Genomic DNA, 19230 nt, shown 5'->3' with positions numbered 1-19230 from the left:
CTCCTTTTTGTAAATTCTTCTGTTTCTGTCAGTACGTGATATGTGCCTTGCACCCTATACGCTCAAATGAGCTGTACGATCGATGATGCTGTCCTGAGCCGCCTTGTCCAGCTCTGTGAAGTAAGCCATGTAACCGGCTACCCGCACCATCAGACCTTTGTATTTTTCCGGGGTCTGCTGCGCTGCCCGCAGTGTTTTATCATCTACGACATTGATCTGTATGTGTTCGCCGCCTTCTTCAAAATAAGTCTTGATCACACCTTCGATGATGTCCAGACCCTTTTCTCCCTGGATACCCTTCGGATCAAATCGCAGGTTGAACAATGCTCCATCATGGAATCTGCCCTGATCGATGGAAGCAACCGATTTGACTGTGGCTGTAGGCCCCATCAGATCTCTTCCCATTGTCGGAGAACAGTTATCACAATACGTTTCGCCTGCCAGTCTTCCATCCGGTGTTGCTCCACAGACCTCTCCGTGAGAAATGTTCACGGTCTGAGACAAGTTGCAGAAAGAGTAGTGTCCATGTCTGGAATCCTCCCAGGACTGTACCAGATCGGCACAGTATCCCAGCATTTCCCTCGCCACACCGTCTACATATTCATTGTCGTTGCCGTATTTCGGCGGTTTGTTGATCAGGAGCTGACGCAGACGTTCTTCGCCTTCGAAGTTCTTGTCCAACGCTTCGATCAGCTGATCCATAGTCACGTCATGATCCTTGTATACCACATCTTCTATAGCCACGATGGAATCAGCCAGGTTGGCCGATCCAGTGATGAACATGCCTGCTGTGCTGTACTTGGCACCACCTTCCTGTACAGACTTGCCGGATTCCACGCATCCTTTCATTGCCATAGATGCGAAGATGACCGGATAGCGAAGCATATGATAAGGTACCATAAGATCGTAACCGTCCTTGATCATACGATAGAAGTATGCAAGCTGCTTCTTCAGCGCATCTTTTAACTCCTCTATATTCTTAAAGTCTCTCGGATCTCCTGTTTCCAGTCCGAGCAGTTCTCCCGTCTTAGGATCTCTGCCGTTATGAAGTACCAGCTCCAGGACTTTCGGTGCATTGACATATCCAGCATCCGGAGATCCATCGGTGCTACCGCCTCCAGGTCCCGGCTGAATGCATCCTACGATGGTCCAGTCTCTCGCTTCTTCGATGGTGCATCCTTTGCCCTGTGTCATCTTTATGGCAGCTTCGTCATTGAAAAATCCCGGATTTGCCATGCCCTGCTGGATCATTTCCGCGCCCTTGCGGATCAGCGCTTCCGGCGTACCGTCAAAGACTCTCACCGCCAGTACCGGCTGCTTGGTCTGCAGATCTGCTGCTGCATCCAGACAAAGATACGATAACTCGTTGGTCGCATCCTTGCCGTCCGGCGTCTGTCCGCCGACTACGAGGATCTCCCACATCGGGTATCCTGCAAAGGACTTGGCGTACCATCTGTCTCTTACTTCGTATACTTCACAGGCCTTCAGATAGAAGCATTCCAGCATTTCCAGCATTTCTTCCTTAGTATTTCTTCCAGCTTCCAGATCCGCCTTGTAGAAGGGATACATGTACTGGTCGAATCTGCCGAACCCGCAGGCTGTAGTCGGAGCCTCGATATGGAATGCCACCTGGATGAGCCATACCATCTGTAACGCCTGATGGAAAGTCTGCGGTGGATTTTCCGGTACGACTCTGCAGTTTTCCGCGATAGCCAGCAGTTCTGCTTTTCTCTTGTCATTGCTGCATTCTGCTGCCTGACGCTCTGCTTCATCCGCCATGCGATGCGCATAAGTGATAAGTCCGTCACAAAGCACGATACAGGCATTCCAGAAGTCTACCTTTTCCTGTTTTTCCTTAGTGCCGCCTCTGACTTCTGCGATATTAGCTCTGCATTCCTCCATGAAGCCCTTCAGACCAATGTCCATGAACTTCTGGTGGTTCGGAGTCGTTTCTCCGGAAACGCCGTTTCTGCAGCCAACAGAGATCAGATCCTTCTGTCTCGCATTTTCTATGTAATCAGGAAGCACTTCACCGGCGATATCCTCCATCGCTCTGCCTTCCCATTCTTTTAAAGTTTCCAGGATCACTTCCCGGTCTTCCGGACTGATGTAATACGGATCTGTCTTTCTTACCGGAAAATCATCTATATCTTCTGTCAGCCACTTGCTGGAAGTGTATTCCGGAAACAGGTTCGCTCCCTTGTATTTATTCGTCGGCGTCCCGACTACAAGCTCATCTTCCATGATCAGTGTCGTCATATGCTCCATAACGTAGCGGACTATTTTCGCACGGAATACCGGGATCGCATCGCCCGCAAACTTCTTGTGCGCTTCCGTAGCCAGCACCAGACGTTCTGCTGTGATCTGAGGGATCGTATCAAAGTACTTCTCCCGGATTTTTCTAACTCTATCTGTCATCATATTGAACATTCCTCCCTTGCGGTCTGAATTTATTTTCTCTTTTTGTGCATATGCACCGTTTTCCATTGTGTTTATTATAGGAAAACACAACCCCCGCGCTCAATAATCGGATTGCTAAAAGAAATGATCGGATTGCTGTAATCAGCACGCTTTCACATCTCCTTCCGTAAAATCCTGTGCTCCTTCCTGCAAAATTCGGTTGCCAGGCGCTTCCTCCTGCGGTATGCTATAACAAAACACGAAAGGATCCAACTCTATGCTTTATAAAAAAATCCGAAATCTCATTGCTGTACTGGCAGTCATGATCGCACTGCTTCCAGCCTTTTTATATTCAACGCAGCACATCTATTACGGTCCTGCGTTCAGTTTTATCACGACGATCGCAGCGCTGCTTTGCTTCATCACATCAGCACTGATCCAGCTTTTTCACAATAAAAAAGAAGGCCTCCCGCTTTCCGGTCCGCTTATCTTCGCCGGCGGATTCGCCTTCCTTCTTCTTTATGTCATATACAAGTTTTTGTTCTAAGCTCCCGCCGCCCTGATTCTGTCAGCTTACGGTCGAAATGTCATATGGATATCATAGATCTCACTTTTGGTTCCCACCCGCATATTAGGGCCAAACACTCCGACGCCGGATGTGACGATACTGTGCATCCCATCTTTCTTTTTGTATCCATATGCGTTCTCCCACAGCAGATTTATGGTCAGATTTCCAGGAAACATCTGTCCGTCATGGGTATGACCGCAAAGCTGTGCATCCACTCCGGCATCAGCCAGTTCCTGCAGCTGTCTCGGCTCATGCTCCAGCACGATGATCGGCTTGCTTTTATCGATATTCTTCGTGATTTCTTTCGGTGTCTTTCGCTTCGTGATGCCCCGTCCCGGTCGCTCGTAATCCGGTCGGCCATAAAGATATACGCTGTCATCGATCCATACGCCTTTCTCCTGCAAAAGTGTGAGCCCCGCTTTTTGCATAAAGGCATCCATCCGCGGATCGCTCTGCTTTTTCTCATCCTTTCCCCCAAAGGTAAATCCCGCCAGGATCGGCTCCTGGATATCGTGATTGCCGTAGGTAGCGTAGACGCCGTCCTTCGACTTGATGCCCGAAAGAGTTTTTGCAACCTTATCCGGCTCTTTGATCGCCTCGTATTCATTGTCGAAAATATCTCCTGCCACCAGTACAACATCCGGATCCAGTGCATTGATTTTTTTCACCATCTGCTTCATGTGATCGTTTCCGATGCTGTAACCCAGATGCAGATCTGCCACCAGAACGACATGAAGAGAATCCAGGGTTCCTCCGCTTTTTTCAATGGTGATATCCTGCTGTGTCACGACCGTATGACGTGCCGTGTAGATCCCCAGTACCGAAAATGCACATATCACACACAGGCAGATCGTCCCCACTACCGCATGACCTCCTCTGGAAAACAGTTTTTCCTTGTGGGGAAACCGGGTCCGCTTCAAAATAAACCGCAGCAGATCCGCGACCACGACGGTCAGAATAATGTACAGCAAGATCCCCAGCCAGTAGTTACTGACCATTTTCAGAAATCGTTGAAAATCCGAATGTGGCAGCAAAAATGCGATGACAATGCTGAGTGCCAGAAACGCGTATAGGATGAACATTCCGATCTGAACGCCCTTGTGTTCGAATACATGATGACAGCTTCCCATCCACCGGATCGCCCGTCGCCACAAATACCAGCAAAGCAGCAGGTAACATGGTGCTAAACATATCGCTATCATAAAAATTCCTTTCTGCAGCTCTAAGGCGCTGGGGATTCTGTCCTCTAAACGCAATTTAGGGCTGGTATTTCTATACAATTTATGCAATAATAATGCTATCTTTTGATTGGAGGTATCACCAATGCGTATCGCGATCTGCGATGATGATCCCAAGGCGAGCAACTCCCTCTATCAGGATATCACAAAAATTGCAGAAGAACAGTTAAACACACCACAAAACACAGAACCTTCACTTGATCCCGTCATGACGCGCTCGGATATTTTCGCGGATCCGGATGAACTGCTTTTTGCTGCAGAAAGCGAGCACTATGATCTGGCTTTCATCGATATCGAGCTTGGTGATCAATCCGGGATCAGACTGTCCAATCACCTGCTTCGGATCCACCCGGATATCCAGATCATTTTCTTCTCCGGATACGATGATTACTATCTGGATGTTTATAATGTGGATCACGTATATTTTCTAAAAAAGCCAGTCGATCCGGAGCGTCTGAAAACCGCACTGTATGCAGCACAGCGCAGGATCCTGTCCCTAAAAGACAAATTCCTGACGATTTCCAACAAGCAAGGGGTATTTCGCATCCCGCTTCAGGAGATCCTCTTCCTGGAAAAGAGCCGCAGGCTGATCCTGGTCCATACAGCAGATGGTGAGGTTTTTAAGACCTACGGCAAGTTCTCTGATTTTGAAGACAGCCTGGATTCCCTGTTTTTTCAGTGCCACACGAGTTACATCGTCAATTTCCGATATGTTTCGGAAATGAGCGACCGCAAATTTCTTGTATCGGCTCGCGCCGGACTGCAGGTATCAATAGCGCACCCCCTTCACGGGTCTGCAGAAGGATCCTCGTCTCCACTTTATTCACCAGCGCAGGCGATCCCTATCAGTAAAACCTATTACACTCAGGCACGGGAAGCCTTCCTGAAATGCCTGAGGCGCTAATAATAAATTATGGTATAAAAAATATCGTTCCAAAACAGATACTTGTCCGTTTGGGAGCGATATTTTACCAAATGCAGTGAGCTTTCACCGCTTATTCTTCGCTATCTTCCTCGTTGTTCACCACGCCTTCGATATAAAGCCGTGCAATTTGCTCCATTACGCGAAGCTGTTTGACATTGCATACGCTGAGCGATCCCATGATATTTTCATTGAGCATCTTTCGCGGCTCCGTCTCGTTTTGATTGGACGGATTCCCATCCATCAGATAGTCGACGCTGACGCCAAGGATCTGCTTCAGGCGATAAAGATTCTTGACAGAAGCTCCTTTTTCTCCATATTCCAGATCTGCGATAAATTTTGATGTGACATCCAGCCTCCGTGCCAGTTCATCCCGAGACATCTTCAGGAGTTCTCTACGTTCACGAATCCTTTTACCCATCTCAACTCTGTTGAGATCTTTTATTTCCATTCGTTCTGTCATTGTCCACCTCCCTGCACCGCAATGTGTTTTACCTAATATTGGTATTTCCATTGTATGGCATTTAGGCGGTATTTTCAAGTGTTTTTTTGATTTTACTTATAATTATATTAGTGTAACCGAATTATTTTGATCTTTTAGAGAGCGAACTTCATTCTCGATCATATTTACGCGTACTTTTATCACTTCCGTTTCCGCTCCGGCCTTTACCGAGCGATCGAACTTATCTTCCAAATCAAGATGACCTTCTGCAATAACCCGGATGTTTCGATTCGTAACATTCTCAATGGTAGTTCTTAGGGAAAATACTTCATGTTTTACTTCAGCCAGTTCATCTCGCATCTCATTCATCATCAGCTGTAGCTGATCTGTCCTTCCCTCCACAACAATCATGCGATTCTGCAAATCTTTTACATCTTGTTTGAGTCCTGTTACTTCTACCTTTAATACGCTGACATCCTGCTGGAGCTTATCAACATCCGTTTTGAGCCCAACAACATCCGTTTTAAGTTCAGCAACATCCGCTTTGAGTTCAGCAACATCCGCCTTCAGCATCCGAATATCATCTTTCATGATATTGATGTCTTCCCGCATATCTGAAAAGTCCCGGCGAAATTCCTGCAGCACCTCTAAAATACGACTTTCTTCATTGAACATAATCCCTACCTCCATTTGTTGTCCCATAATACCGTTACCTATATTATAGTCCCTAAAAAAGGGGATGGCAAGCAACTGGTAGTTGAATGTAATGAATGCGCTGAGTCCACCCTTGTTTTTTATTCGTATTTATCTCTCACGTTTTCTCACGCAGTCTTTATCTCCTCGGACTCTGCCGTCGCCTCTGCTCTCGCTCCTGCCTACTCCTCAAACAGCGGCGTGGAGAAATATCGTTCGGCGGTATCCGGCAGGACGGTAACGACAGTCTTACCTTCTCCCAGTTTCTTGGCAAGCTGGATGGCAGCAGCTACGTTAGTGCCGCTGGAGATGCCGCACATGATACCTTCTTTTGACGCCAGTTCCTGCGCTGTGCGGATGGCTTCTTCATCCTTTACGATATAAATATCCTGATAGATATTCTGGTTGAGGATATCCGGGATCACACCGTCACCGATTCCCATCTGCAGGTGCGATCCTATGGATCCACCCGAAAGGATAGCTGCGTGCTCCGGCTCTACTGCCCAGATCTCCATGTCAGGATTGGCGGATTTCAATGTTTCTCCGATGCCTGTGATAGTACCGCCCGTACCGATCCCTGAGCAAAAACCGTGAATCGGTCCATCCACCTGCTCCAGGATCTCCTGGCCCGTATGAGACCGATGAACCTGCGGGTTTGCCGGATTAATAAACTGCTGCGGTACAAAAACGTTAGGATCTTCTTCTGCCATTCGCATAGCAGTCTGCAGACATTCATCGATACATTCACCAATGTTGTTATCATCGTGGATCAATATCAGTTCTGCGCCATAGTGATTGATCAGCTTTCGCCGTTCTTCACTGACAGAATCCGGCATAATAATGATCGTCCGATAACCCTTTACAGCTCCTACCAGAGCAAGACCGATGCCCTGATTTCCACTGGTCGGCTCGACGATGATCGTGTCCTGATCAATGACGCCCTTTTCCTCTGCGTCGCAGATCATATTATAAGCGGTTCTCGTTTTGATAGAACCGCCCACGTTTAGACCTTCAAATTTGACCAGAATGCGCGCTGCGCCTTCCGGCACCATATGATTCAATTGGATCATGGGAGTATTGCCCATAGCATCCAGGATGTTTTGATAGACCATGTTGTTACAAACCTTCTTTCTGATGCATTGCTATACTGCCCATTATACTGCAAAATCCTTCGCTTGGCTATGGCTAAAATCCTATTACTTTCACTTCATACTCCCTACGCATATTCTCAGCCAGCCCACAGTCCGCTGACTCCGGCAGCTTCCGCAAAGAATTGTGTTCTTCGCCGTACAGTTTATCCATGGCGATCCATGCGATCCAGGATGCCTGCAGCGTTACTTCACCGATCAGATCCCGGCTTTCTCCGATCCGATCCGTAGGAAATTCGCAAAGGACCTCGGCCTGACCGCCCTGGTCATCCGCCAAATAGATCCGCGATCTTTCTTCGCCGATCACGTACTGCATCACCAGTTCTTCCTCGCTATATTTCTCTAAAAATGCTGCCTCATCGTAGTCATTTTCCTGCAGCCACCGTGCAAACACCTCTTTCATTCGCTTTTCCATTAAAGAGTCCATCCTCTCATCCTGTCTTTTCTGCATCGTCTCCATCTGAATTTCCCTCCCGTCATGCAAGTATTTCTGATGAAATGGATTATACCACCGCCTGACGCAATCAAGAGGTTCGTTGTAATTTTCGGCTCACCAAATGTAATAATCGACCATTTCGGCTGTCTGCTGTCGCCCGCCACTGAGCGTCTAAAGTTTTTACAAAAATTCTAAATTTAACTATCCCCCACCCATCCTTGATGCTATAATTATTCTATTATCTATATAATTGCAATCTAGGGGGATTTTGTTTTGATTTATGCAATCGCACTTTGTCTGTATGTACTTTGTTATCTGGTCATTCAGGTCATGTTTCTGTTCTACGGCTGTCACGTATCGCAGCATAAAAGAAAAGTTTTCGTGATCCTAGTGGTCTACACAATCATCTTCAAGGGAATGGATTTTCTGCTGAACAGCCCTGATCCGTCAGCATTATCTACGACCACCTACTGGACCTACTGGGCCGTCCACACTCTGGATACGTTCATCATAATTGCTCTGATGGCAGTTTATGCAGACGGTACCCTGGGACGAAACTGGGTCAAGTTGTTTTTCTACTATGACCTGGTCACCACCGGAGCCAATATGCTGATCCAAAACAAGCTGGTCCTCTTTTTAACAGATCATCATCTGGTGGAATCTGCTTCCCTGTTTTCCGCCAGCCATCCCAAGGATCTTCTATGGATCCTCGCCTGGACATACACTGCCGCAGCCATCGCACTATCTATAGTATTGTTTCGCAAACCTCTGAACCGGCTTATCAGCAAGATCCCGGAAAACCTCTGCCTGCTCCTCATGGGGATCACTTTCCTGATCTATATCGGCAGAGTTTTCGTCATGTTTATCTACCGGGGGCAGTTTTTCCTATTCGACAACCGATATTCCCGCGACACTCTATTCAATGCAGACGTTATACTGGTCATCCTCCTTTTGATCACGCTGTATCTGCTGATCACTGTTGCTCGGCAGAAATACCAGCTGCAAAGGATCCAGCGTCTGGAGAGCAATATGCAGCTGCGATATTACCAGAACGTTTCTATGCTCCACGGGAGCATCCGCAGCCTACGCCACGATCTTTCCAATCATCTGGCGATACCGGAAGGAGGCTACCGTGACTCTCTGCTGACCATCTGCGATCGGATAGACAGCCAGATCCACAGCCAGCTTTCCTGGCAGTCCATAAAGAACGAAGCCCTGTCCTCCCGCGAAAAATACGAAATCTTCCGCTACCTGCAAAACATTTTGCAGAAGAAAAAACTTCCGCCGGAAGTTCTTTGCATTGATGAAACAGAGGACGCCCTTCACTTTACGATCCGCTCACCGAAGCGGCTGTCCCTACTGATCCTGAAACATCAGGCCATGTTCAAGCTGACGAATCAAATCGCCAAAACCCACGGAGGCTCCGCTTCCTGGACGAAAGACACAAATCGTTATATCTTCACGTTATCCCAGCTTTCCTAAAGGAGGAGTCCCTTGCTGCAAACCATCATTGCTGACAGTATCTTCATCCCCATGTACGTATTTCTCCAGTTGTTCGTCTGTCTGAAATGCGTTGGGATCACAACTCATAAAAAACGGGCTTTCTGGATCATTTTGATTGCCACCCTCGTGCTGGAGATCATCAACTGCTGGCTACAGGCTCAGCCCGGCTACGCAGATTCCATGCTTTTACAGACTCTGCATTCCATCGTCCACGCTCTCAGCACCTTCATCATACTGGCGGTCATCGGCATCGACGGCAGCGGGTATCTGCCGCGGAATTTCATCCTGATTTTCTTCTACATGGACTTCCTGACGAGCCTGCCCATCGCACCGTCAGCCCTTCTTTGGAACATGGTGCTCTATAAATACCTGCCGGAAGACGGCAACAACGTAGCGGGCAGCTATCACGCTTCCCTTGAAATAGACGTGATCAACCTCGTCGTCTGGGCGGTGATGATCCTAACCATCATAGGCGTGTCGCTGCTGTTCAACCGGAAGCTGAAAGCCCTGCTTTCCAAAGTGCCGGACATCATCTGTCTGCTGTTTTTCGCCATCACATTCTTTGCTTACGTGATCCGGGAAACCGTACTCCTGACTCATCAGCAGTACATCGCAGCCAACTACATCACCGAGGAAGCCTTTCTTCCGGTCATGTTCAACTTGTGTCTGATCCTGCTTCTTCTGCTGGCGGTCATCATCCTGCTGCTCCTGTGGCTCGTCCTGCAAAAGCGTCAGCTGCAGCACATCCAGCGTCTGGAAAGTGCCATGCTCCTGGACTATTATCAGAACGTCTCGGTGCTCCACGGGAGCATCCGCAGTCTGCGTCACGATCTTTCCAATCATCTGGCGATACCGGAAGGAAGCTACCGTGACTCTCTGCTGACCATCTGCGACCAGATAGACAGCCAGATCCACAGCCAGCTTTTTTGGCAATCCATAAAGACCGAAGCCCTGTCCTCCCGCGAAAAATACGAAATCTTCCGCTACCTGCAGCTTATTCTGCAGTCTGCAAAGCTTCCGCCGGAGGCTCTTTGCATCACCGAAGAACACGGCTCGATCCGCTTTACCATCTCTGCTGCAAAGGGGCTGCGTCTGGCGCGTCTGAAAAACCGCCCGTTATTTCTCCTGCTCAAGCGCATCGCTGTCTCCCACGGAGCACGGGCAGCATGGAAAAAGGCGGAGCACGGCTTCACACTTCAGTTTACGAATTTTACAATAAAGGAGAACGATCCATGCTGCATATCTATCAAATGATCCTGCTGCTGGGAACCCTTCCGATTTTCTGCTGCATCCAGCTGTTTCTGGTGTTCAAATGCATCGGCGTCAGCAGTCATCGAAAAAAGGTTTTCTGGCTTATCATAATATATACCATCATTTTCAAGGCGGTCGAAACAGGGCTGGAGCTGGTTCCTGAGTATCACACGACTCTGACGATCCAGATCACCCATTCGCTGGTCCATGCGTTCAATACGTTTATCCTTCTGACGATCATCGGGATCTACGGAGAAGGATATTTCCCGCGAAACTTTATCAAAACCACCTTTTACTACGATTTCCTCACCACTCTGCCCTGCACGCCGACAGCGTTTTTGACCAAGTGGCTGGGAGATCGGTTCCTGCCGCCAAACCCGGGAGAATACTGCAATTATCCAGCCGGATGCATCATCCTGCTGGCTCTATGGATGTCCTTCCTCTTGACCATCATGGCAGTGTATTATTTGTTTGGGAAAAAGCTCAACTGGCTGTTTTCCAAGATCCCAGACTGGATCTGTCTGGCATATTTCCTTCTGAGCTTCGTTGCCTATGTCGCACAGCAGTTCATCCTGCTGTCCAGTAACAATTACATGGTCAATCGTGGGACTGACGCCAACTTCTGGCATAATTACGTCTGGGACTTTTCCTACGCACTTCTGACGATCATCCTGCTGATCACCATCCTGCTGGCGCGTGCGGCATTCCACCGGAAACAGCTCCAGAGACTGCAAACCCTGGAGAACACCATGCTCCTGGACTACTATCAGAACGTTTCCATGCTCCACGGGAGCATCCGCAGCCTGCGCCACGATCTTTCCAATCATCTGGCTGTGCCGGAGGAAGGATATCGGGAATCTCTGCTGAGGATCTGCAAAGAGATCGACGGACAGATCCACCGCCAGCTGGCATGGCAGACGCTGGACGTCCCGCAGCTTTCTTCCCGTGAAAAATATGAGATCTATCAGTATGTGCAGCAGCTTTTGCAGAAGAAAAAACTTCCGACGGAAGCTCTTTGCATCACAACAGAAGAGAATCAGGTATCGCTTGCCATCGACACCACCGGAAGACGTTCGCTGCACCCGGCGCTGCTCCGCAGCTCCAGCTTTTTCCGGATGCTACAGACTATTCTCAAACAGCACAACGGCACCGCCACCTGGCAGAAAGGAGAAAATTCATGTACTCTACACCTACACTTTTAACGATCCTCGCATTTCTGGCGCTGATCAACATCGTCATCATCATCTCGCTGTACCGTGTCAACCGGAAGCGGAAACAGCAGAATGAAAAACTGATCTCAGGCTGGCAGCTGCAGAACCAGTACATGGATCACAATGTGGAATTCTGCAAGCGTGCCGGAGAGATCACAAAACAGGTGCGAGACGCTATCGAAGCATTTGATTCCAAAGAAAAGGAGGAAGACTGTTTAGAAGAATGCAGCCAGCTGCTCCGCTATATCCACGGCGGGAGCACGGCACAGGAAGCACTTATTGCCGACAAAAAAGGAAAATGCGAGCAGCTGGGGATCCGGTTCGAAGATGAGATCCGCGCGCTGCCTGACCCGGCAGTCATGCAGGAAATCGATATGATCTCCCTCATGGGGAATTTACTGGATAATGCCATCGAAGCATGCCAGGCCAGCGGTCAGGAAAAACCGTACCTGCGGTTTTCCAGCATGATCCGCAAAAAAGTATGGATGATAGAAGTTTCCAATAGCAAAAGTTCCGGCCTTTCGCCAAAAAAAGAAGGCATGAATACCACAAAAGAAGACACTCTGAATCACGGCCTGGGCATTGGGATCATCAGCTCAATCGTCTCATCCTACAACGGTTCCCTCTCCATGGAGGATCACGGCGACTACTTTGAAACGAGCGCACAGCTGTTTCTGAAAAAGTCATCACGCCGAAACCGTCGAAAAAAGAAATCTGTATATGAATAAAGAGGCTTCAAAATCAAGAGTGTGCTCCCAGCGGAGTCCCTCCGCAGAATTCCCCGCCATCTAAATATGAGAGGAACTTTTCCCGCACATCGACATAATAAGTCTTGCTGATGGGCACATTCTTGCCATTTTCGCAAACGAATTTTTTATCGCTTAGCTCGCGTACTTTTGTCAGATTGACGATATAGCTATTGTGACAGCGGGCAAACCGAGGATCCAGCTTTTCCATCAGATCCTCGAACTTTCCATAATAAGAGAGCTCCCGCTCCTGGGTATAGACATGGATCTTTCTCTTCTCGCTTTCAAAGCACAGGATCGTATATAAAGGGATCTTGTAGATGCCCTGTTTGTTGCTGATGACCAGATAACTTTTTTTCATATCCTGCAAACGGGAGCCCGCCTTGTTTAACGCCTTCATTAAAAAGACCGCTTCGATCGGCTTCTTTAAGAAGTACACGTGATCCACGCTGTATACGTCCAGATAATACTTATCCGTCGACGCCATGAAAATGATCTGAGAATGGGGCTGTACCGCCAGGATCTTCTGTGCCAGCTGGATCCCTTCATTATCCCGGCTTATATCGATCAGGATAATATTAGATTCCTCCGGCCTTCCTGTTGTATAAAAATCCAGATCTTCCTTATTGGAAAACAGTCGTACTTCTTTTAACCTCTCTCCTGCCAGCCTGCGGATCCGGTGTCCCAGATCCTGCATAAAATCTCTGTCCTCAGAGCAAATCAAAATCTTCCACATATCATTCACCTCTAAGTTCGATAGTTTAAATCAATCTTCGAGTTTTTGCTGTGATGTTGTAATAAAAGGGCATCCAAATGGAACGATTAAATTTTTTTCGAAAAATTAGCACTCACCTCTTGACAGTGCTAACAAAAGTGATATAATACAATTGTACCGAGGGGTACGGGAAATGAGATTAGAAAAAAAGGATGATAATCCAAAAAAGGGAGAGATGACTTATGATGAGAAACAGTTTGTGGAACAGAGATTTATTTGATGGGTTTATGAATGACATGTTTGAAGACGACTTCTTCGGAGGTAAAAATCCGCTGTACGGTAAACATGCCAGGAACATGATGAAGACCGACATCAGAGAAACGGATGAAGGGTATGAACTTGACATCGATCTTCCAGGATTCAAGAAGGATGAGATTCAGGCAGAACTGAAAAACGGATATCTGACAGTATCCGCAGCAAAGGGACTCGATAAAGATGAACAGAACAAGAAGGGCGAATATATCCGCAGAGAACGTTACACCGGTTCTATGAGCAGAAGCTTCTATGTTGGCGAGCACCTGAACGAAGAGGATATCAAGGCGAAATACGAAGACGGTATCCTGAAGCTGTCCGTACCGAAGAAAGATGCCAAGGAACTTGCACAGAATAAATACATTGCAATCGAAGGGTAATCGCTACCCCCATAATACACCTCTAAAAAGAGCGGCGCAGGTCGCTCTTTTTTTATTCTATTTGTTTACACTTTTCAAGTGCGGATTTTATTCCTTCAACCACCGTATCTATTTCCAGATCAATCCATTTTGTTTTAGCACGATCTACTCTTTTTAAATAGTTCTTATTCTGAAAAGTAAATTCAAGTCTTGCCAAGATCTCCTGTAAATTATTCTCCCTCATGCGACTATCCGAAAAAACACAAGTGTCAAGACAACGGCATAGTGCATAAGAGTCAACATGCTGACTAAGATAATACATATCAAATATATCTTTATATCTCGTAGAAATTGTGCCCAGTCTAAGAAGGGATTGCAGTTTTTCTGCAAACATCTGCTCATTTGTATTGATTAGTACGCTTGCCCCTTCTTCATCAAAAGCAATATCAAAACAATATTCCTCCTGCTCAAGATTCAGATGCGTATGTACCCCGATGTCTAATTTGTTAACAATCATATTCCCAGCATCGTCCTGTAACTGGATAAAGACTCTTTTCCCTTTATAATCCTGCTGCTTCAGTTCTTCAATCTCACCGTATCTTTTTAAAGTAATGCCGTCCAGACAATTCAGCTTAGAAATAAAGGTATCAATAGCCTCATTTGATAAGGATAATCTTATAAAGTCAATATCCAGATCCTGTGTCGCTCTACGTATATTACGAGTTTTGCTCCGCATAACAACGCCGCCTTTAATTGTAATATTCCTAGATAAAGAACTGGTTGCTATCGCTTTGAGAATAATATCCTGACAGACTTTTGCCTGTGCATCAGCATCGCCGTATCCATTTGAAATTTCCAGTTTAATCAGCTCGTTCAAATCCACCTAGAACACCTCCAACTCTAAAGCCTCCATAATCATTCGAGTTTTTGGCATCATCATGATCATATTCTGTACTGCAGAAACGTCAAGCTCATAAATAATTTTTCTATAGTTTCCCAGAATTTCCTTGTAATAATCAAACGGCAGTTTGTTTTTCTTCCTTAAAAGTTCCACCAGCATACGTTCTTTGGTATACATCAATATCTTAGTGTCCCCAGATGGAATATTTTTCGCTCCAACATGCAGCACATCGCTGTTTTCAAAGATCTGTACAACTCGAGGATCTTTTATCTTCGCTGCACTTTTCTCTGTTGTAAGATAATATTTGTCCGGAATCACATCAGTTAGCCCATGATAGTAAAAAGCGCTATCCAGAGAAAATACCGCCTTAGGATACTTTGCAGAAATAATCTGATATTCTGGAACATATTTTACATCCGAATAAATTCCTTTTTCCTGTTTGAAAATTTCGCCGGATGCAATCATCTTATTCATATTATATTTTGATCCACATCTTTGCAGGCATTCCTTATAAGTGAATATCATAATTTTTCTCCCTTTGTCTGTAATTTTATATTTTTTACAGATATTTAGGAAAGTTTATCATATATCGCTTACTATTACAAGAATATATGCATGATAAATGCCTTTGTTTTTATGATTGTAACCGCGAAAACTTCATTTCGTCAAACAATATTCTTGATTTTGTAATCAACAAGTCAATATTGGTAATAAGCACGGCAAGAACCTTTAACGACGCTTCTTAAAAATCATCCTATACCGCCTTGCGATACACCGCATACGCGAAGCCGGCCGTGATAAATTCGGCGATGGCAAAAGCCATCCACACGCCCTTTGCACCAAAGATACGGCTGAGGAGAAATGCTGCCGGAACAATAATGATCAGATAGCGTGCGAAAGACACAAGCAGGGACTGGGAACCCTTTCCCAACCCTTCCAAAACACCGGATACAGTGATGGATACCGCCGAAACGATGAAACCAAAGCTGATATAATGGAGTGCCGTCACACCGATGGAAACAGTAGATTCCTGAGTAGTGAACAGACCGATAAGCGTGTGGGGCAAGATCCAGGAAAACAGCATGCCGGCCGCCATGACCCCTGCCGTCAGTTTCAGTGTCACCGAAAATATCTTATGTACACGCTCCAGTTCTCCGGCTCCGTAATTATATCCTACCAGCGGACGGATCCCCTGAATGATCCCATTGGCCGTCAGGTATATAAAAGTCTGCAGTTTGTAATAAACGCCAAGCACCAGCACATAGCTTTGGGAAAATCCTGCCAGGATCCCGTTAAGTGCTGAAATCAAGACGGAAGGCAGTGCCATATTAAGCGTTGCAGGTATCCCGACACCGTAGAGACGAATCATAAGCTTGCGATCCCATGCCAGTTTTTTTCGACTCACCTGAACCGATAGCGAGCCTCCTGCATATACGCCCAGGTACACCAGCAGTGTCACCGTCTGCCCGATCCCCGTTGCATAGGCAGCACCCGAAATCTCCATCCGCGGAAACGGCCCGATGCCGAAGATCATCAACGGATCCAGCACGATATTGGTCACAAATCCGCAGATCATACTGATCATGGACACTTTCATGCGACCTGTCGCCTGAAATATTTTTTCAAAAGCGATCCCTACCGTCACCATGATGGCAAATGCAAACGCCCGGCGTGAATATGCCAGTGCCATGCTGATCACCACTTCATCAGACGAAAACATCCGTACAAACAGCGGCATCCCGCCAATGCAGAAGATCATCAGAAGTATACCGTGAATGATACTCAAAAACACCCCTGAAGATGCTGCATTGTCCGCCTTGAGCTTATCGTCCGCACCCAGATAAAACGCCACGCAGGCATTGATCCCTATGCCGAATCCGACGGCAATAGATGTGATGAGATTCTGCACCGGATACACCAGTGCCAGCGCCGTCATGGCTTCCTCGCTCAGCTTCGCCACGAAATAGCTGTCCACAATGTTGTAGAGCGAATTCACCGCCATGGAAATAACCATCGGCAGTGACATGGAAAGCACCAGGGGTAAAATCTTCTTTTCCTTCATAAATGTCTGTGTCATTACTGTATCTCCACCTTCTCCAGCCTTTGCTGCTTTCTGCAGCACATAAAAACACCGCATAGCGGATATGCTCCGTTATGCGGCGAAAAAGATCTCTCTGAAAAGTCCACATTTCCGCCAGGATCCTGTCCGGCTCCAGCGGTTTTATGGATGTATTATAAGATAAAATATACGGCATGTCAAAGGGATTTCAGGAGATTTTCCGAAAGCTTCCGGCACACTGTATTATGAGGCTGAATCTGCAAAGATTTCTCAAACGCTTCCTGGGATGCCTCACGATCGTGGTCGAAGGCTTTGCAGAGCCCGATCCCGTAATATGCCTCGTAGCAACGACTGCAGATCTCATCGTGGCACGGTACAGCGGCAGCTGCACGCCCAAAGATCTCATAGGCATGCTGCGGCGATCCCGCAAAGTACAGGAAAAATCCATACTGGCACAAATGATCCGGGCGGCTCAATTTTTCCACGGAAACGTGTTTTTCTGCAAAGGCCTTAAGTCCCTGTTTCGCGTAGTCGGCCGCGCCGCTTCGTTTTCCCCAGAGAGCCTGACACAGCACCATCCAGCTGTAGTATTCCAGTTCTTCCGGCTCCCGGTCGATAAGCTTCCTTAGAAGCCGCATGGCACTCCGATAATTTCCTCGCAGCACATACAGAATCGCACAGAGCTTTTCCCCGTCATAGGAACTAAGACTTTCCGCCATCTTGCCTGCAATGGCAAGTCGCCCTTCTTCCAGGAAAAGCCGGACGGAAAGCTCCCCGTAGTCGTCGTTAAACACCGTCACACCGGCGTTTTTACGAATTCGTTTCAATGTGCGGGAAGCACCTTTAAAATTGCCCCTGGATCGTTGGATTTCATACAACGTATAAAGCCATTCCGGATTATTTCCTCCACTATCTATAGCCGCCTGCAGCACGGCTTCTGCTTCTCCGGATTTTCCCTGCTTACACAGACATATCGCCATCTCTGCATAACACGGAACCTCTCCTGACGCTCGATCATCAAGCTGTTTTTCATAGATTTCGATGGCCTTATCATAATTTCCTTTTTTCATAGCATAGGCACTGCAAAGCTCATAGGTTTCCCTTTCCTCACCGCCTTGTCTGACATAGGCTGCAATGTCTCCGGCAAAAGCCTCATCAAGCCCCAGTTCCATGGCACACCCGGCTTGAACCAGATAGTAATCACGATTCCCCGTATTGGTGATCATTCGTTCACAATACACTAACGCATTCTGCCAGTTTCCTTTGTCGATCTCATAATCGATCACCTTTGCCAGCGCTCCCTCATGATATGGATCCGCTTCATGAGCCTTACGATAACATGATATGGCCTGCTCCGGGTTTACTTCACAATCCTCGTGAGTCTCTCCCAACATCATCCAGAGCTGTGCGCAATCCGGTACTTCTTTCAACGTATTTTCCAGATTCCGTATTTGAGAAACCACGACTGCACCAGTAGCTTCTCTCATAAGGAAATATCGTTCATACACTGAATGCAGGAAATCCTGGTCTGCATTCTTCTTTTCCGCACGTTCCTCTTCGATCAGCTTTCTGTAAATTTCCTTTGCTTCGCGGAATTTCTCTTCCATCTCACAGATCTGACCTTTTAAATAACGCCTTCTCTTTTCCTCGATCTTTCCATAGAGAAGATCCGTTTCATTCTTAGCATCCTCCAGATTTCCCTCATCGATCGAGACCTGTGCCATTTCATACAATGCACGAGAAAAATCAGGATCATTTTTCAATGCAAGTTCAAATAATGCATGCGCTCGTTTATATTTTTCCTGCTTCATCATGCAGCGGCCCAGTTCGTAAGCAAAAAACGGATTTTCCGGCACATGAAACCGCAAAGAGCTGTAAATGCGAACCGCCTCTGAGATCCTGCCTGATATCATACACATTGCTGCATAGGTCAATCGATATCGCATCTTATTCGGGTATTTATTGCAAAGGCTCTCGATGATCTCATATGCATCTGCCGCCTGTCCCTTTTGAAATAAAAGACGCGCTTTCATCTCGCGAATCCGATCAAAATCCTCTCCAGACAGCAAAATATTACCCTTGTAACACGCTTCTATCAATTCTTCTGCAAAGGGCTGCTGCCCTATCGCTAGGTATGCTTCAGCCAGGTTTACCGTCCAGAATCCGTTCGCCGAACCTGCACTTCGATTCTTTTTACAGATTCTGATCGCCTGGTCATACTGTCCTGTTAGCATCACATACTCACAAACCACGAGACACTCATCTTCCGAAAGCTCCTCTACATTGCGACTGTCTCTTATACACATCTGACGCTGCCGACGAGCGA

Annotated in this window: 18 protein-coding genes; 7 read left to right on the top strand and 11 right to left on the bottom strand. The window is 47.0% G+C overall.

Annotated features, from left to right (window positions below):
* Window positions 1-54 precede the first annotated feature (54 nt).
* Complete coding sequence (locus H8876_RS08370) at window positions 55-2421, bottom strand: glycyl radical protein (RefSeq protein WP_249287368.1); 2367 nt, start codon at window positions 2419-2421, stop codon at window positions 55-57.
* 256 nt (window positions 2422-2677) lie between these two features.
* On the opposite strand from H8876_RS08370, the gene H8876_RS08365 reads away from it, so the two are divergent.
* Entirely contained in the window at window positions 2678-2947 is a 270-nt protein-coding gene (locus H8876_RS08365) for a hypothetical protein (protein ID WP_249287367.1), read from the top strand.
* 26 nt (window positions 2948-2973) lie between these two features.
* Here the strand turns inward: H8876_RS08365 and H8876_RS08360 are convergent, their stop codons facing one another.
* Entirely contained in the window at window positions 2974-4170 is a 1197-nt protein-coding gene (locus tag H8876_RS08360) for a metallophosphoesterase (protein WP_249287366.1), read from the bottom strand.
* 121 nt (window positions 4171-4291) lie between these two features.
* Between H8876_RS08360 and H8876_RS08355 the strand changes: the two genes are divergently transcribed.
* Window positions 4292-5110 carry a LytR/AlgR family response regulator transcription factor gene (locus tag H8876_RS08355; protein WP_249287365.1) on the top strand — a complete coding sequence of 273 codons (819 nt, stop codon included), beginning with the start codon at window positions 4292-4294 and terminating at the stop codon, window positions 5108-5110.
* Between the two features lie 91 nt (window positions 5111-5201).
* Here H8876_RS08355 and H8876_RS08350 read toward each other — a convergent pair whose 3' ends face one another.
* The 4 genes from H8876_RS08350 to H8876_RS08335 all read right to left on the bottom strand — a co-directional run bounded on the left by H8876_RS08350 (window position 5202) and on the right by H8876_RS08335 (window position 7871).
* Entirely contained in the window at window positions 5202-5591 is a 390-nt protein-coding gene (locus H8876_RS08350; protein WP_177264953.1) for a helix-turn-helix domain-containing protein, read from the bottom strand.
* 102 nt (window positions 5592-5693) lie between these two features.
* A complete protein-coding gene (locus H8876_RS08345; protein WP_249287364.1) occupies window positions 5694-6245 on the bottom strand; it encodes a hypothetical protein in 552 nt (183 codons plus the stop codon).
* A 200-nt stretch (window positions 6246-6445) separates the two neighbouring features.
* Window positions 6446-7375 carry a cysteine synthase A gene (cysK, locus tag H8876_RS08340; protein WP_249287363.1) on the bottom strand — a complete coding sequence of 310 codons (930 nt, stop codon included), beginning with the start codon at window positions 7373-7375 and terminating at the stop codon, window positions 6446-6448.
* A 73-nt stretch (window positions 7376-7448) separates the two neighbouring features.
* On the bottom strand, window positions 7449-7871 hold the full coding sequence (locus tag H8876_RS08335; RefSeq protein WP_249287362.1) for a hypothetical protein: 423 nt from the start codon (window positions 7869-7871) through the stop codon (window positions 7449-7451).
* Between the two features lie 249 nt (window positions 7872-8120).
* Between H8876_RS08335 and H8876_RS08330 the strand changes: the two genes are divergently transcribed.
* From H8876_RS08330 to H8876_RS08315, 4 genes are read left to right on the top strand one after another with little or no spacing between them, the layout of a single operon-like run.
* Entirely contained in the window at window positions 8121-9329 is a 1209-nt protein-coding gene (locus H8876_RS08330; protein ID WP_249287361.1) for a hypothetical protein, read from the top strand.
* A gap of 12 nt (window positions 9330-9341) precedes the next feature.
* The gene (locus H8876_RS08325; protein WP_249287360.1) at window positions 9342-10604 is read left to right on the top strand and encodes a hypothetical protein; all 1263 of its coding nucleotides are present in this window, start codon (window positions 9342-9344) and stop codon (window positions 10602-10604) included.
* Window positions 10583-11803: a hypothetical protein gene (locus tag H8876_RS08320; RefSeq protein ID WP_249287359.1), complete on the top strand. Its 1221-nt coding sequence runs from the start codon at window positions 10583-10585 to the stop codon at window positions 11801-11803. Before H8876_RS08325 ends, H8876_RS08320 begins: the two co-directional genes overlap by 22 nt.
* On the top strand, window positions 11779-12540 hold the full coding sequence (locus H8876_RS08315) for a GHKL domain-containing protein (RefSeq protein WP_249287358.1): 762 nt from the start codon (window positions 11779-11781) through the stop codon (window positions 12538-12540). The genes H8876_RS08320 and H8876_RS08315 overlap by 25 nt, the downstream gene beginning before the upstream one ends.
* Window positions 12541-12553: 13 nt before the next feature.
* On the opposite strand, the gene H8876_RS08310 is transcribed toward H8876_RS08315, so the two are convergent.
* A complete protein-coding gene (locus tag H8876_RS08310) occupies window positions 12554-13294 on the bottom strand; it encodes a LytR/AlgR family response regulator transcription factor (protein WP_249287357.1) in 741 nt (246 codons plus the stop codon).
* A 221-nt stretch (window positions 13295-13515) separates the two neighbouring features.
* Here H8876_RS08310 and H8876_RS08305 point away from each other — a divergent pair, with 221 nt between their 5' ends.
* The gene (locus tag H8876_RS08305) at window positions 13516-13965 is read left to right on the top strand and encodes an Hsp20/alpha crystallin family protein (protein WP_249287356.1); all 450 of its coding nucleotides are present in this window, start codon (window positions 13516-13518) and stop codon (window positions 13963-13965) included.
* 52 nt (window positions 13966-14017) lie between these two features.
* Here H8876_RS08305 and H8876_RS08300 read toward each other — a convergent pair whose 3' ends face one another.
* From H8876_RS08300 to H8876_RS08285, 4 genes are all read right to left on the bottom strand, one after another.
* On the bottom strand, window positions 14018-14827 hold the full coding sequence (locus H8876_RS08300) for a nucleotidyl transferase AbiEii/AbiGii toxin family protein (protein ID WP_249287355.1): 810 nt from the start codon (window positions 14825-14827) through the stop codon (window positions 14018-14020).
* The gene (locus tag H8876_RS08295; RefSeq protein ID WP_249287354.1) at window positions 14828-15370 is read right to left on the bottom strand and encodes a type IV toxin-antitoxin system AbiEi family antitoxin domain-containing protein; all 543 of its coding nucleotides are present in this window, start codon (window positions 15368-15370) and stop codon (window positions 14828-14830) included.
* 229 nt (window positions 15371-15599) lie between these two features.
* On the bottom strand, window positions 15600-16982 hold the full coding sequence (locus H8876_RS08290) for an MATE family efflux transporter (RefSeq protein WP_346727850.1): 1383 nt from the start codon (window positions 16980-16982) through the stop codon (window positions 15600-15602).
* A 119-nt stretch (window positions 16983-17101) separates the two neighbouring features.
* A partial coding sequence (locus tag H8876_RS08285; protein ID WP_249287353.1) for a tetratricopeptide repeat protein occupies window positions 17102-19230 on the bottom strand: 2129 nt, incomplete at its 5' end.

Origin of the sequence: Lentihominibacter faecis (genome assembly GCF_014306095.1) — a bacterium.
GTDB lineage: Bacteria > Bacillota > Clostridia > Peptostreptococcales > Anaerovoracaceae > Lentihominibacter > Lentihominibacter faecis.
Note: the sequence above shows the minus strand (reverse complement) of the source record. Positions and strands in the feature narration are given on the sequence as shown.

Coding starts and splice junctions, on each gene's coding strand:
- H8876_RS08360 (WP_249287366.1), bottom strand. CDS start 4,170: ATGATAGCGATATGTTTAGCACCATGTTACCTGCTGCTTTGCTGGTAT.
- H8876_RS08320 (WP_249287359.1), top strand. CDS start 10,583: ATGCTGCATATCTATCAAATGATCCTGCTGCTGGGAACCCTTCCGATT.
- H8876_RS08315 (WP_249287358.1), top strand. CDS start 11,779: ATGTACTCTACACCTACACTTTTAACGATCCTCGCATTTCTGGCGCTG.
- H8876_RS08310 (WP_249287357.1), bottom strand. CDS start 13,294: ATGTGGAAGATTTTGATTTGCTCTGAGGACAGAGATTTTATGCAGGAT.
- H8876_RS08350 (WP_177264953.1), bottom strand. CDS start 5,591: ATGACAGAACGAATGGAAATAAAAGATCTCAACAGAGTTGAGATGGGT.
- H8876_RS08295 (WP_249287354.1), bottom strand. CDS start 15,370: ATGATATTCACTTATAAGGAATGCCTGCAAAGATGTGGATCAAAATAT.
- H8876_RS08370 (WP_249287368.1), bottom strand. CDS start 2,421: ATGATGACAGATAGAGTTAGAAAAATCCGGGAGAAGTACTTTGATACG.
- H8876_RS08365 (WP_249287367.1), top strand. CDS start 2,678: ATGCTTTATAAAAAAATCCGAAATCTCATTGCTGTACTGGCAGTCATG.
- H8876_RS08345 (WP_249287364.1), bottom strand. CDS start 6,245: ATGTTCAATGAAGAAAGTCGTATTTTAGAGGTGCTGCAGGAATTTCGC.
- H8876_RS08290 (WP_346727850.1), bottom strand. CDS start 16,982: ATGCGGTGTTTTTATGTGCTGCAGAAAGCAGCAAAGGCTGGAGAAGGT.
- H8876_RS08305 (WP_249287356.1), top strand. CDS start 13,516: ATGATGAGAAACAGTTTGTGGAACAGAGATTTATTTGATGGGTTTATG.
- H8876_RS08355 (WP_249287365.1), top strand. CDS start 4,292: ATGCGTATCGCGATCTGCGATGATGATCCCAAGGCGAGCAACTCCCTC.
- H8876_RS08335 (WP_249287362.1), bottom strand. CDS start 7,871: ATGGAGACGATGCAGAAAAGACAGGATGAGAGGATGGACTCTTTAATG.
- cysK (WP_249287363.1), bottom strand. CDS start 7,375: ATGGTCTATCAAAACATCCTGGATGCTATGGGCAATACTCCCATGATC.